The 13827-nt window shown below is 56.7% G+C and carries 15 protein-coding genes; 7 read left to right on the top strand and 8 right to left on the bottom strand.

Annotated elements, in window-relative coordinates:
• Positions 1-351: 351 nt before the first annotated feature.
• The 5 genes from J8G15_RS00480 to J8G15_RS00460 form a co-directional block, all read right to left on the bottom strand.
• Positions 352-651 carry a hypothetical protein gene (locus tag J8G15_RS00480; protein WP_210545192.1) on the bottom strand — a complete coding sequence of 100 codons (300 nt, stop codon included), beginning with the start codon at positions 649-651 and terminating at the stop codon, positions 352-354.
• On the bottom strand, positions 651-905 hold the full coding sequence (locus tag J8G15_RS00475) for a MoaD/ThiS family protein (protein ID WP_210545190.1): 255 nt from the start codon (positions 903-905) through the stop codon (positions 651-653). The genes J8G15_RS00480 and J8G15_RS00475 overlap by 1 nt, the downstream gene beginning before the upstream one ends.
• A 9-nt stretch (positions 906-914) precedes the next feature.
• Positions 915-2210 (bottom strand): NAD(P)/FAD-dependent oxidoreductase, encoded by a 1296-nt coding sequence (locus J8G15_RS00470; RefSeq protein ID WP_210545188.1) that lies wholly within the window; start codon positions 2208-2210, stop codon positions 915-917.
• Positions 2211-2358: 148 nt separating this feature from the next.
• A complete protein-coding gene (locus J8G15_RS00465; RefSeq protein ID WP_210545186.1) occupies positions 2359-4209 on the bottom strand; it encodes an aldehyde ferredoxin oxidoreductase family protein in 1851 nt (616 codons plus the stop codon).
• 39 nt (positions 4210-4248) lie between these two features.
• Positions 4249-4725, bottom strand: a complete 477-nt coding sequence (locus tag J8G15_RS00460) for a 4Fe-4S dicluster domain-containing protein (protein ID WP_210545183.1) — start codon at positions 4723-4725, stop codon at positions 4249-4251.
• Between the two features lie 216 nt (positions 4726-4941).
• Between J8G15_RS00460 and J8G15_RS00455 the strand changes: the two genes are divergently transcribed.
• The 7 genes from J8G15_RS00455 to J8G15_RS00425 all read left to right on the top strand — a co-directional run bounded on the left by J8G15_RS00455 (position 4942) and on the right by J8G15_RS00425 (position 11392).
• Positions 4942-6075, top strand: a complete 1134-nt coding sequence (locus J8G15_RS00455; RefSeq protein WP_210545181.1) for a helix-turn-helix domain-containing protein — start codon at positions 4942-4944, stop codon at positions 6073-6075.
• Positions 6076-6220: 145 nt separating this feature from the next.
• Positions 6221-6988 (top strand): molybdate ABC transporter substrate-binding protein, encoded by a 768-nt coding sequence (gene modA / locus J8G15_RS00450; RefSeq protein WP_210545179.1) that lies wholly within the window; start codon positions 6221-6223, stop codon positions 6986-6988.
• Between the two features lie 21 nt (positions 6989-7009).
• The gene (modB, locus tag J8G15_RS00445; RefSeq protein ID WP_210545178.1) at positions 7010-7693 is read left to right on the top strand and encodes a molybdate ABC transporter permease subunit; all 684 of its coding nucleotides are present in this window, start codon (positions 7010-7012) and stop codon (positions 7691-7693) included.
• Entirely contained in the window at positions 7690-8784 is a 1095-nt protein-coding gene (gene modC / locus J8G15_RS00440) for a molybdenum ABC transporter ATP-binding protein (protein WP_210545176.1), read from the top strand. The genes modB and modC overlap by 4 nt, the downstream gene beginning before the upstream one ends.
• A gap of 116 nt (positions 8785-8900) precedes the next feature.
• Positions 8901-9710, top strand: a complete 810-nt coding sequence (locus tag J8G15_RS00435; protein WP_210545174.1) for an alpha/beta fold hydrolase — start codon at positions 8901-8903, stop codon at positions 9708-9710.
• Between the two features lie 52 nt (positions 9711-9762).
• Positions 9763-10566, top strand: coding sequence for a PAS domain-containing protein (locus J8G15_RS00430; RefSeq protein WP_210545172.1), 804 nt, complete (start codon positions 9763-9765; stop codon positions 10564-10566).
• Positions 10547-11392, top strand: coding sequence for a sensor domain-containing diguanylate cyclase (locus J8G15_RS00425; protein WP_210545170.1), 846 nt, complete (start codon positions 10547-10549; stop codon positions 11390-11392). The genes J8G15_RS00430 and J8G15_RS00425 overlap by 20 nt, the downstream gene beginning before the upstream one ends.
• A 40-nt stretch (positions 11393-11432) precedes the next feature.
• On the opposite strand, the gene J8G15_RS00420 is transcribed toward J8G15_RS00425, so the two are convergent.
• From J8G15_RS00420 to J8G15_RS00410, 3 genes are read right to left on the bottom strand one after another with little or no spacing between them, the layout of a single operon-like run.
• Positions 11433-12278 carry a substrate-binding domain-containing protein gene (locus tag J8G15_RS00420; RefSeq protein ID WP_210545168.1) on the bottom strand — a complete coding sequence of 282 codons (846 nt, stop codon included), beginning with the start codon at positions 12276-12278 and terminating at the stop codon, positions 11433-11435.
• Positions 12275-12994 (bottom strand): ATP-binding cassette domain-containing protein, encoded by a 720-nt coding sequence (locus J8G15_RS00415; protein ID WP_210545167.1) that lies wholly within the window; start codon positions 12992-12994, stop codon positions 12275-12277. The genes J8G15_RS00420 and J8G15_RS00415 overlap by 4 nt, the downstream gene beginning before the upstream one ends.
• On the bottom strand, positions 12991-13779 hold the full coding sequence (locus J8G15_RS00410) for an ABC transporter permease (protein ID WP_210545165.1): 789 nt from the start codon (positions 13777-13779) through the stop codon (positions 12991-12993). Before J8G15_RS00410 ends, J8G15_RS00415 begins: the two co-directional genes overlap by 4 nt.
• Between the last annotated feature and the right edge of the window lie 48 nt (positions 13780-13827).

Below are 13827 nucleotides of genomic sequence, written 5' to 3'. Positions count from 1 at the left end.
AACAATGGGGCAGATTGTCGTGAGCGCAGGTGGGTCAGTTTTGGTGAGTGTCGAGACCTGAGCATGCATGCAAGACACTCAGATCAACTACCAGTGCTACAACGGGTACATTTTTTTCGAACGCAATGCCGCTCGGTAACTATCAAATTGTCCGGTCAAGCCAAGGCAGTAGTCGTGGGGTATCACAGGTAGAACCGGGGAATAACGCACTGTGTGACTGTATAAAACGTAGCATACATGCGGGTTACAAGGCATCTTTCAATTGACCCCAGCGCATGAAAAGTCTTCCAAGTAGCAATACTCGGGGGACTTTTTCTTTGGGATGGGGCTGGTTGATCTGTCAACTTCTGATCAACCGCCGCCCCTCTGCATGTACAAATCAAAGCGCTTCATGAATCTATAGCGCTGGACCTCATCTAAACCAGCAAAGCGAAAACTCACGATCAGGCGGGGGATTCGCATCAGCGCAATGACGCGGGGCGACTCGACGCGCCATGTCAGGCCCAAGGCGCCGTCACCAATACGGACACCGGCTGAATGCGTTTGTAGCTTCCAGTGGTGGTCGCCAATGGCGTTCGGCAACCAACCCAGCCACTCCGCTTCGGTGCACCCCATCTCTCGCTCAAATCGTTCTTCGTAAAAAGACTGCATCACCCCCCCGCGATAGGCGGCCAGATGGCGAGCACATCGCCCTTCTCCAGAGTGTGAGTCAGGCGCTTGTCGGGCTCAATGTATTTGCCATTGACCAACACCAAATGCACCATTTTTTCTGGCAAACCAAAGGGTTCAATGATTTGACTGATGGCGGACTCAGGCGCGACGTCCAGCTCGACCACATTGGTATATCGGGCGTCGTGGGGCAAATAGTCGGTGAGCGACGCGAAAAGCTTGAATGTAATTTTCATCGGAAATACTTATCGCCGACGCTCATCCTGCGCGCCCGACCACGCGCTTTGCCCTTGCGCTGAGGCGAGATAGGCTGCCACTAACTGGGTTGGGTCTTGCATCAGCGTGTCCTTCCAAGCGCCAAGCTTGACCTGCCCTTCGACCAATCCACGCATGACGCCCACATGTTCAGTCCAGCCCACGCTATTGCAACCTACCAACACATCGCCCTGAAACTGCAAGCTGAGGTGCTTGCGGGCGGCGGTGTCGGTTAATTCGACATGCTCGCCACCAGGACGGCCTTCCCAGTCGCCAAAACTCGTCGAGATCAGTCCCAAGGTGTCCAGCACGTTGATTTGCGTCACACCTTTCAATTCGGCGAGAGGCGCATTGCCCCGGGCAAAGGCGAGCATATTGAGCGCGGCCACGCGGGCTTGCTCAGCGGCATTGGGCTGAATAGCGCTGACGATGGTCTTGCCACTCACTTTGTCAAAGGCCTCGGCGCAATCGCCAGCCGCAAAAACTCCGGGAACATTCGTCTCAAGATGCTCATCAGTCAGCACGCCAAGCAAAGATGTGATCCCGGAATTCTCCAAAAATCCAATAGCGGGTCGCACCCCGGCTGCGCTAATCACTAGGTCGGCCTCCACGGTTTGCCCATTGCTCAAACGTACCTTCAGTGGATTGCCGGGCTCAATGGCCTCTACTCGTGTGCCAGTAAACACTTCCACGCCTTTTTCCTCACACCAGTCTCGAATCATGCCGCCAGCCGTAGGCCCCATCATGCGCGGCACCATGCGGTCGCCCATTTCCACGACGCTCAGCTTCACACCCCGTGCAGCTAATGATTCCATGATGATGCAGCCGATGAAACCGGCTCCCAATTGCAGAACCCGTGCCCCTTTGGTGGCCAACGATTGAATGGCCCTTGCATCCTCCAGTGTCCAACATGAGTGAACACCTACTGCGTCAATGCCTGGGATGGGTGGTCGAATTGGATGAGATCCGGTCGCAATCAGAAGTGTGTCAAAACTCAATATCTCTCCGCCCTCCAACGCTATATTTTTAGAAGCAGCGTCTACCGACTTGGCCTTGCCCTTGATCAATTTCACACCCAAATCCTGAAGGTGTGTGGGACTCTTTCGCAGGTAGGTACCGCTCTCTTGCACATTGCCAATCAGTAGGTAAGGAATGGCCATGCGCGAGTAAGGTGGCTCGCGCTCGTCGCCGACCAAAGTAATGGCGTCTGATGGCGAGTGCTTGCGAATGGTTTCTGCGGCAATGACGCCGGCCGGACCAGCGCCCAAAATAACGTGATGGGTCATGGTGATTCTCTTTTGATGGAGGAAGAGCCAAGGCCCTTTTTTTGAAGATTCGCTGAATCAGAAAAGCGCCCATCAGTGACCGAGGATCTCGCTCTTTGGATCAGGGTCATCGGTGACTGGCGCCTAAGCCCATCCAGCGGCCTTAGGGTTAAGACAAACCTAGTCTGGAGCGGGTGTCGGCGGTTGGACGACCTTCGCTGTCCCAACCGCGAACAGCATAGTACTTGGGCATCATCTCCGCCAGCATGCTGATTTTCCCTTTGGACGGACCAGTTTTGCAGGCCTCTGTCAACAAGCGCTTGGGCAGGCTGTCATCCTTGGCGGTGAACCCCGCCCGGTTGTTAAATTCCCGCTCCATGTTCCAAATTCGCTCCCCGATCTTCTCCAACTCCTCGGTGGTGTACTGATCTCCACAGGCTGCAGAAATTTGGGGGGCCAAATCAGCCAGTCCCCAGGCGAACGTAGTGAACACGCACAAACCAGATGAGTCAAACGCGGCCGTGGCATCCTGAAATGCTTTGACCAACTCGGGTTTTCCTTCATGCTCAATCGGGTCTGTTTTGACCGGGATACCCAACACCTCGGAGGCGATGGTATAGCCACGCAAATGGCAGCCCCCGCGATTGGAGGTGGCATAGGCCAGGCCAATGCCTTGAATGGCCCGACCGTCGTAGGCTGGAAACTCCTGGCCCTTGCTGGTCATGCTCAGATCCGGGTGACCGTATTTGGCGGTCAGGCGTTTAGAGCCTTGCCCAATTTCAACACCAAAACCGCGACCGTAGATCGTCTCCTCGGTCAAAAATGCCAGTGCCTGCGCAGAGCCAAAAGGGGCCTCGATGCCGACTATCTCCTTGGTCAGCACGCCCATTTCATAAAGCTCCATGACAGCGCCTACCGTGGCGCCAAAGCTGATGGGGTCAATGCCCTCCTCGTTGCACAGCATGCTGGCGTATTGCAGAGCTTCCAGGTCCTTCACCCCATTGGCCGCGCCCAAAGCCCATGCCGCTTCGTATTCCAAACCGCCAGAAGCACCCCAATATTGAGGTTTATTGGCGACGGTGAAGTGACTCTCATCCATCTTGCTGATGCGCCCGCAAGCAATGGTGCAACCGAAACAAGCCTGGTTGGTGACCAACTGCTTTTTGCCGTCCGTCTTGCGTGGAGTGGCCATGGCTTCCGCTGAAATGTCTTTGGCACTCTCAAAAGCATTGTCTCGATGGTTACGCGTTGGCAAGGCGCCCATCTCATTGATCACGTTCATCAAGACCTGTGTGCCGTAGGCAGGCAGACCTTGTCCTGTGACGGCGTTGTCGGCAAGAATTTTCTTTTTCTCGGCAACCACCTTCATAAACTCTTTGGGATTGTGGAGGTTGCCCACACCCTTGGTCCCGCGCACTGCGATGGCCTTCAGATTTTTGCTGCCCATGACAGTGCCAACACCCGAACGACCGGCGGCACGGTGCAAATCATTGACCACGGCAGCGTAAAGCACTCTGTTCTCGCCGGCCTTGCCGATACTGGAAACGCGGGTCAGCGGATCTTGCAAGGATTTTTTGAGCATTTCCTCGGTTTGCCAAACACTCTTTCCCCACAAGTGAGCCGCGTCACGCAACTCCGCAACGTCATCATTCACGTAAAGGTATACCGGCTTCTCGCTCTTGCCTTCAAAAATGACCATGTCCCACCCAGCCATTTTGAATTCGGCGCCCCAATAGCCACCCGAGTTGGAACAGGCGATGGCGCCAGTCAACGGGCTCTTGGTGATGACCGTGTAACGACCTCCGGTGGAAGCCATCGTCCCAGTCAACGGGCCAGTCGACCAGATGATTTTGTTCGCCGGAGACAAGGGATCCACCGTTGCATCCACCTCCTCCACCAGATACTTGGAGCCCAGCCCACGGGAGCCGAGATAGGCATGAGCCCAATCCATATTGAGTGGCTCGGATTTAACCGTCCCTGCGCTCAAGTCAACACGAAGAATTTTTCCTGCCCATGCCATGGTGATGCTCCTTAAACAGCCCGGGGGCTGGTTGATCTGTTACGCAGCCGAAGGCTGGTTGCCCAATTTTTCCGCCCATTGAGCCATCTTGCCCAGCCCTGTCCAGTTGGCGTCGATGAAAGTGATGGCGCCGGTGGGGCACGCTTCCGCGCAGGCTGGTTCGCCCCCGCAAAGGTCACACTTCTGGACCTTGCCGGTTTCTTGAACGTAATTGATGGTGCCAAATGGACAGGCAATGGTGCACACCTTGCAGCCCACGCAGGTGGACTCATTCACGACCTTGGCGCCGGTAAGCTTGTCCACAGTAATGGCTTCTACCGGACATGCGTGCAAGCACCACGCCTCGTCGCACTGGGTGCAGGTATAAGGCACTTTTTTTCCCGTGTGGTGAAAGTCAAACACCTTAATTCGGGATTTCGCTGTGGCGAATGTGCCGTAATTCTCAAAGGAACAGGCCATCTCACACTGTAAACAACCGGTGCACTTGTCTGCATTGATATGCAACACTTTTTGCATGCGCTACTCCTCAAGTTGTGGCACACCAGATATGAAATGCCATGCTTATGAACTGGGTTTTATAGCTATTGTTGTGGCCCCGTGAAACACTGCGCCTAGGGACAACCCTTGTTACAGCCTCTATTCCAGCGGAATTTCTCAAATTGAAACAATCAGGGCTTAAGTGGCGGCAAGGCTCGCCAACCACGCCGGATCGTGGAAGAATGCGCGACTACCATGAGACCTGCTCCGAACAGCCCCACCACTGATCTCCGACTAGCGGCCATCGATCACGCGCGTCGCATCGTGATTCAAGAGCGAGAAGCACTAACCGTCAACGGACTATCGCCGTGGGTGCAGCGCTCATGGCAGCGCTGTCTTAGCTTCGGGTTTCAGCCCGGCGAGGCGGTTCATTTCGACCTGCTGTCGCAAGCCGAGATGCACCGCACCATGGACGCCAACCGTCAGTTGGTGCAGACCGCTCGCCCATTGCTGGAAAAGCTGGGGCAAGCCATTTCAGGGACCGACTACTTCGCCATTCTGACCAATGCCAACGGCGTGGTCGTTGATGTCAACGGCCAAATTGACCGCTCGGACCGTCGCGCCAGTCTCATTACCCGCATTGGCGTCGATTTGTCAGAATCCAAAATTGGTACCAACGCCATTGGCTCGGCGTTGGCTGAACACCAACCCGTCTGGCTGCACCGGGGCGAACATTTTTTTAACGAAACATCTCACTACAGCTGTGCGGGCGCCCCCTTGTTTGGCCCCAACGGCGCCTGTGTTGGCATGCTGGATGTGACTGGTATTGATGCGGTGGAACGGCCCGAACTCAAACACCTGGTGGCCCAATGCGCCAGCAAGATTGAAAACGCGCTCTTACTTTCGAAGACGCACAGCCTGATGATTCGCCTGAATTGGCCCGGAAACACGATGGGCAGCGACGGCGATGGCATGCTGTGCCTTGATACCGATGGAATGGTCATGGGGGCCAATACCATCGCTCGGCAAATGGTGCCGAACCTGACCACGCCCAATCTTGGCGCGGTCCATGTCAGCGAATTGTTTGGTGTGCCGGCCGAATTTTTGTTTGATGCCGTGCGCCGTAGTGACCCCGGCATTGAAATCCCCTTGTGGAGTGGTCTGCGCCTTCAAGCACTCCCTGTGGAACGCCGTTACGAAGAACGTCAGACCGCAGGGGCGGTCCGACCCATGGTTGCCCAGCAACGCCCTCTCAAAGACATCGAAACCGCCCTGATTCATAAAGCGGTCGAGCAAGCTCGCGGCAACGTGACGGCTGCCGCACGCGCACTGGGCATCAGCCGCGCCACAGTTTACAGAAAGATTGGGCAAAAAATTCAACCCCGCTAGGCCAGACAGCACCGGGCCCCATCCGAATCGACGTGGCGAGGACGATCATTCCACTACACTTTCGTCTATTCACGTTCCTATTCTGCGAGTCAATTGACCCTCACAAACCGCTGAGCATTGAGGTGACTTGGTAGCCGGACCACCCATGACCGTACTGACGAAACTCTCCAAAGCCGGTGCCATTGCCATTGCGGCGGTACTTCTCAGTGCCGGCAGCACCCATGCCGAGGTCGCTCATGTGGCCGTTGCTTCCAACTTCGCCGAGCCCATCAAAGCACTTGCCATCTCCTTGGAAAAAACCACCGGGCACCAGATCAAAGTCACGCTAGGCGCAACCGGAAAATTTTTCGCTCAAATCAAAAATGGTGCGCCGTTTGATGCCTTGCTGGCGGCCAATGCCGAGACCCCGGCTGCCCTTGAGTTGGATGGCTTTGCACAGCCAGGCAGCCGATTCACCTACGCCACAGGGCGCTTGGTACTCTGGTCAGCCGATCCAGTCTTGGTAGACGGCAAAGGCGACGTTTTGCGCCAAGGGAAGTTTCGCAAGCTGGCCTACGCCGCGCCAAAGGTTGCCCCTTATGGCGCTGCCGCCGTGCAGGTCATGGAAAACCTGGGACTGCAAACCCTTTTGGCACCCAAACTGGTTCAAGGCGAAAGCATTGGTCAGACCTTCAGCTTCGTCTTCACCGGCAATGCCGAGTTGGGCTTTGTGGCCATGTCTCAGGTGCTGGAAGGTGGTCAGCTCAAATCAGGCTCCATGTGGGAAATCCCCCAACCACTTTACAACCCCATCGCGCAGGATGCGGTGCTACTCAAGCGTGGTGCCAACAACCCGGCTGCCCAGGCGCTGATGGCCCTGCTTAAAACCCAGGCCAGCAAAGACCTGATTCGCAGCTACGGCTACGCGCCATAACCTCGGCTACGTCTGTCAACGATGCTCACCAGCGCCGACTTGCAAGCCATTGGCCTCACCTTGCGTGTGGCTGCACTGACTACTCTCATTTTGCTGATCGTCGGTACGCCGCTGGCCTGGTGGCTGGCCCGCACCAAGTCATGGATGAAGCGCCCCTTGAGTGCCATCGTGGCCTTGCCCATCGTGCTGCCACCGTCGGTGTTGGGTTTCTATTTGCTGGTGCTAATGGGACCACAAGGCCCAGTGGGGCAGTGGACCCAATCACTGGGCCTGGGTTTGTTGCCGTTTTCGTTTTCAGGCTTGGTAGTCGCCTCCGTCTTCTATTCCCTGCCTTTCATGGTGCAACCCATCCAAACCGCAATGGAAGCCTTGGGGGACCGGCCCCTTGAGGTGGCAGCCACATTGCGAGCATCGCCACTGGACACTTTTTTCAGCGTGGTTTTGCCACTCTGCAAACCGGGACTGATTTCCGGCGTCATCATGAGTTTTGCTCATACGGTGGGAGAGTTTGGAGTGGTACTGATGGTGGGCGGCAACATTCCTGGCGTGACCCGGGTGGTATCGGTACAAATCTATGATCACGTTGAGGCAATGGAATACGCCGATGCGCACCGTTTGGCAGCCATCATGCTCGGGTTCTCCTTTGTCGTTTTGCTCGCTTTGTTTACCTACAACGGCACCCGGCGCAAAGGAGTGTCGACATGAGCGCAACCGGCCACTCCGACGTGATTCGACTCAAGGCGGCGCTCTCACGCAGAGCGTTTTCGCTGGACATTGACTTGGCACTCCCGGCGAAAGGCATCACCGCCCTGTTTGGCGCATCCGGATCGGGGAAAACCACCTGCTTACGCGTCCTGGCTGGACTGGAACCACAGGCCACCGGCTCTGTCAGCGTGCATGGAGTGACCTGGCAGGACAGCGCCCAACGCCTTTTTAGACCGGTCCACAAAAGGGCACTGGGCTACGTGTTTCAGGAAGCCAGCTTGTTTGAGCATTTGCAAGTCGAGGACAACCTGAAATTCGGTTTCAAACGCACCCCAAGGCAAGACCAGCAACACCGCTGGGACCACTTGCTAGACCTTCTGGGCATCACCTATTTGCTGTCGCGCTGGCCACATGAGTTGTCAGGCGGAGAGCGTCAGCGCGTCGCCATCGCCCGCGCTTTGGCAACCAGCCCTCAACTGCTGCTGATGGATGAGCCATTGGCTGCACTTGATGCGGCCCGCAAGTCAGAAATTTTGCCCTACCTGGCAAGACTGCCCGGCGAGTTGGGCATTCCCATCATCTACGTCAGCCACTCCATTGACGAGGTCGCCCGGCTAGCCGACCACCTGGTATTGCTGGACGCAGGCCGTGTCACAGCCAACGGCCCTACGGACGAGGTATTGACCCGGCTGGATTGCACCCTCGCCCATGGCGACACCGCAGGTGCAGTGATCACGGTCCAAGTTACTGGCCATGACACGAGCGACCACCTGAGCACAACCCGATTCCCGGGCGGCCTGTTGACGATTCCCATGCAGAGTAAAGAAATTGGCCAGCGTTTGCGAATTCGCGTTCAGGCGCGTGATGTGAGCCTGACACTCACCGAGCAAACGGGCACCAGCATCCTGAACCGGATCAAAGCCACCGTCATGGCGCTGTCACCGGACAGCCCCGGACAAACGATGGTGGCTCTGGACGCGGGCGGTGTCACCCTGCTGGCTCGGGTGACCCTGAGATCTGCCCGACTTCTCGACCTCTCGCCGGGCAAAAGCGTTGTTGCGCAAATCAAAGGGGTTGCGATTTTGAATTAGCCAGGAAAGAGTTCAGGCTCACGGAGCCTGGACCAACTTCTGGGACGCATCATCTTCAGCACTGCATGGTCTTGATCAGGCCCAAATCATCAATACTTTTCCACCAGAAGTGCCGAATGAATACCCTTGAGCGCAACAACGTACACGTTTTGGGCGATACCGGCCCAGTCCTGCTGTACGCCCATGGCTTCGGGTGCAATCAAGCCATGTGGAACCGTATCACGCCAGCCTTTGAGGGTACGCACCGACAAGTGCTGTTTGACTACGTGGGCTCTGGAAAATCTGACTTGGCTTCCTTTAACCCAGAGCGCTACGCTGACCTCCACGGCTATGCGCAAGACATTATTGATGTATGCGACGCACTTGACCTGCGCAGCGGCGTCACGTTTGTGGGGCATTCTGTCAGCAGCAGCATAGGCTTGCTTGCCTCCATTGCCCGACCTGAATTGATTGAACGCTTGGTGTTGGTTGGACCCACACCCTGCTTCCTCAACGACCCACCTGACTACCTTGGCGGATTCGAGCGTGAAGACCTGGAAGGATTGCTGGCGTTGATGGAGCAAAACTACATTGGTTGGGCCAACTACTTGGCACCCGTTGTTTCTGGCGCTCCAGGCGAAAGCCCGTTGACTGGCGAACTCTCGGAGAGCTTCTGCTCAACCGACCCGGTCATCGCAAAAATTTTTGCGCAAGCCGCTTTATTCTCAGACAACAGGGCGGACTTGGAGCACGTATCACGGCCATGTTTAATTTTGCAGCACCAAATCGATGCCCTGGCCCCCCTCCGGGTTGGCGACTATTTGCACGAACACCTGAAGGGCAGCACCCTCAAAGTCATTGAAGCGACGGGCCACTGCGCGCACATGAGTCATCCGACTTTGGTGATTGACGCCATGAAACGCTACTTCGCAGACCAGGGCGCCTAGCAAGCAAGACGAGAAAACGCGTTTGGACCTTCTAAATCAGATCCCCTGCCCTGTGCTTGCTACAGATGGTGCGGGTCGCGTGCTCGCGGCTAATTACGAGCTGCTGCGCTTGACAGAAGGCACCCTCGTTGAGTGGCGCTTGAAGACGTTGGACGACTTAGTGCCGCCCGCCAGCCGAATTTTCTTGCAGACCCATGTATGGCCAATGCTGCTGACCCAAGGCTCGGTACAGGAGATCCAGTTGCAATTGCTGGGCGCAACGGGTCAACGAGTGCCCATTCTCGTCAACAGCAAAAAGGGCATATTGGACGGCGCTGAATGCTATTACTGGGTGCTTTTCGTCTCTCTTGAGCGCAGTCGATTCGAAGGCGAACTGCTCAAAGCACGAAACTTTGCCCAAACGTCTTCGCAGGCGTTGGCAAAAAGCGAACGCTTTATCAAAACGGTGACAGACGGGCTTCCCGGCATGATCGCGTATTGGGACAAAGACTTGGTCTGCCGATTCGCCAACAAGCCCTACGAACAAGTATTTTCCAAAACACCGAACTCCGCCGTGGGTTCAACCATGATCGAACTGCTGGGCCAGCCCGTTACGGCCCTCAATCAACCCCACATTGACAAAGTTTTGCAAGGTCGACCGGAACAGTTTGAGCGCCCGTTTGAGAAATCAGACGGAAAGCAGGCGTATTTACTCGCCACTTACATTCCGGACTTCGACTCAAAATCAGCAGTTATTGGATTTTTCGTGCTGATGAATGACATCACCCTGCTCAAGAAGTCGGAAGTTGAACTGAAACTGGCGGCCAGCGTGTTTGACAGCATCAGTGATGGGCGTCATGACTGTTGGCGCGGATGAAACAGTGGTGTCCGTCAACTTGGCTTTCACCGATATCACCGGCTACGCGGCTGAGGAGATGATGGGTCGCGTGCCCAGAGTGCTGGACGCCGCCCATCACGAGCCCACTGAGTATGAAGTGATGAGGACAGCGCTTGAATCCACAGGTCACTGGGAAGGGGAAGTCTGGGAACGTCGGAAGGACGGTGACACCTACATGGCCTGGCAGAGCATCTCGATGATTCGCGGGGCTGACGGCAAGGCGGCGCGCTATGTATCGGTATTCAGCGACATCACGGCGAGATGGAAGACGAATGAACGCACGAAACATCTGGCGCTTCACGACCCACTCACTGGGCTCCCGAACCGCCACCTTTTATTGGAGCGACTCGATCAATCCATGGCACGGGCGCAACGAGAGGGACGAAATCTCGCACTATTTTTTGTCGATCTTGACGGATTCAAATCAATCAATGACCAATGGGGACACGCGGCGGGAGATGAAGTGTTGAAATTTGTGACCAACACCCTTTTAGACACTCTGCGAACCACTGACACGGTGGCGCGCTTGGGTGGAGACGAGTTTGTTTTGCTGTTTGAGAACCCGGCAAACCAGGAGGAAGTGGCGCATTTGGCTGAACGAGTGATTGCAGCCATCAAGCTCCCGCCAAGCCTTCAGCAAACGGATTCCCGCATCGGCGCCTCGATTGGCATTGCCATGCTTGGCGTTCACGCCAAAAGTGTGGGCCAACTCGTGAAGAACGCGGATTCCGCCATGTATGCCGCCAAAGCGGCAGGCAAAAGCAGATTCCTGTTCTTCACCCCAGCCGTGCAATCGGATCGTTGAGAGCGGGACAAGACCCATACACTCATTGAACCCTTATTGACTACCTCTCAGCGTTCGGAAAGAACAGTTGCTCGCCACCGATTTTGTAACTGGCGATCACGGCTTGGCCGATGGGAGAAACCACCCAGTCAATGAACTTCTGGCCGTCTGCCGCCTTCACGTGCGGGTGCTTGGTGGGGTTGACCAGCATCACGCCGTATTGGTTGAACAAGCGCTTGTCCCCTTCCACCAACACCGCCAAATCACCCCTATTTTTGAAGTTCAACCAAGTGCCCCGATCGGTCAACGCATAAGCCCCCGTGCTGGAGGCTATGTTCAGTGCCGGACCCATGCCGCAGCCACACTCTTTGTAGCCTGACCCCTTGGCGTCCGGCACGGCCGCCATCTTCCAAAACCTCAGCTCCGCGGCATGGGTGCCACTCTTGTCACCGCGCGAGATGAATGCGTGGTTGGTCGAGGCGACTTTTTTGAGCGCTTCCACAATATCGTTGCCCCTCGTCTTGGCGGGGTCAGATGCCGGACCGACCAGAACAAAGTCGTTGTACATCACGGGAAAGCGCTTCACCGCAAACCCGTCGGCCACGATTTTTTCTTCGGCCACCTGGTCATGCACAAACAGCACATCGGCATCTCCGCGGCGCCCCATGTCCAGGGCCTGCCCGGTGCCCAAGGCCACCACTTTCACATCCAGCCCTTGGGCCTTCTTGAATTCAGGCAGCAGGTAGCCAAAGAGGCCTGACTGCTCGGTAGAGGTCGTTGAAGCCACCACAACCGACTGAGCCTGAACGCCTGGATACGCTATCAAAAACGTAGCTACCACCGCATACTGCATTAACGCCAGAGGCTTAAAAGACTTGAATTTTTTAAATAGCAACTTCTGGGTCATGCGGTTTCACCTTTGATAAATGAATGGGCTTCGGGGTAATGCGTTTGCAGCAAGGGCCCGCTGAAAAAATCGTTGACGGGCAGGTCCGCCAGTACCCGGCCCTGCTCCAGGTAAATCACCCGGCTAGCCAGGCGCTTGACCTGTCCAAGGTTGTGGCTGGCGAACACGAGGGTCATGGCAGAGGACTGATCGGCAAACGACTCAATCAACGCCTCCACATCCCGCTTGGCATGGGGGTCCAAGCTGGCCGTTGGCTCGTCAAGAAACAGCACCTGCGGACTGAGTGCCCAGGCCTGGGCCAGGGCCACACGCTGCTGCTGCCCGCCTGACAATTTGCGCGCCGGGCGCAACGCTAGGTCACTCAAACCCACTTTGGCCAGCGCCGCCAGCGCCAACGGTTTGGCGTCCCGCCACGCCGTGCCGCGCAGCCAAAGCCCCAGTGCAATATTGCTTTGCACGGACAGGCGCAGCAAATGGGGTCGTTGGAACAGCATGGCCTGGCGGGCTAGCGGATCTCGCGTCATGCGCCCGGAACTTGGCGACGCCAAGCCATGCAACACCCGCAGCAAGGTGCTTTTTCCACAACCATTGGCGCCCACCAAGGCCACGCGCTCTCCTGGGCGAATACTCAAACTCACGTCAGTCAGCGCGTGCACGGCACGCTCGGCCCGGCCGAAGTGGACGCACGCTAAGGTCAACTGGCAGACCGGATTCACGACGAGCTCTCCATGACTGACCGGGGGGCAGAAGCCTCCGGCTTGACGTAAGTGGCACCTAGGGACACGCCCGGACGTTCAGCGTATTCAGAGCGCTCGCGCCAGTACCGTAAGACGGAAATCAGCGCGTTCAAAAACAGTACTACCCCCAGCAACACCAGCCCCAAGCCCAAGGCCAGCGGCAAATCGCCTTTGCTGGTTTCGAGGGCAATGGCGGTGGTCATCACGCGAGTAAAACCATCAATATTACCGCCCACAATCATCACCGCACCCACCTCGGAGATCGCCCTGCCAAACGACGCAATGACAACGGTCAGCATGGCGTAGCGCTCATCCCAAGCCAGCAACAAGCTGCGCAACATGGGTCGCGCGCCCAAGGAGCGGAGTTGCTCGCCATGGGTATTTTCTGCATCTTCAACAGCCTGCCGCGTTAGCGCCGTCACCACCGGCAAGACCAGCAAGGCTTGCGCAAGCACCATGGCCTGGAAGGAAAACAACCACCCCAAAAAACCCAGCGGCCCGGTGCGGGACAACAACAAATAAACCACCAGACCGACCACCACCGAGGGCACAGCCAAAAACGTGTTCAACAGCGCCTGCACCGCGCCCCGGCCTGGAAAACGGGCCACACCAAGCCAGGCGCCCAGCCCCAAGCCGAGCACGCAGGCGAGCAAGCAGGCCGTCGCACTAACGGCCAGCGACCGGCCGACGATGGCCAGCAGGCCCGCATCCAGCGACGCAATGAGTTGAAGCGCGGCCACCACGCTATCGGTCAAGGAATTCATAAGTTGCGGTATCGTAGCCATCGAACTCACTTCCGGCGATATGAACCA

Origin of the sequence: Rhodoferax sp. PAMC 29310, assembly GCF_017948265.1 — a bacterium.
Taxonomy (GTDB): Bacteria; Pseudomonadota; Gammaproteobacteria; order Burkholderiales; family Burkholderiaceae_C; genus Rhodoferax.
Note: the sequence above shows the minus strand (reverse complement) of the source record. Positions and strands in the feature narration are given on the sequence as shown.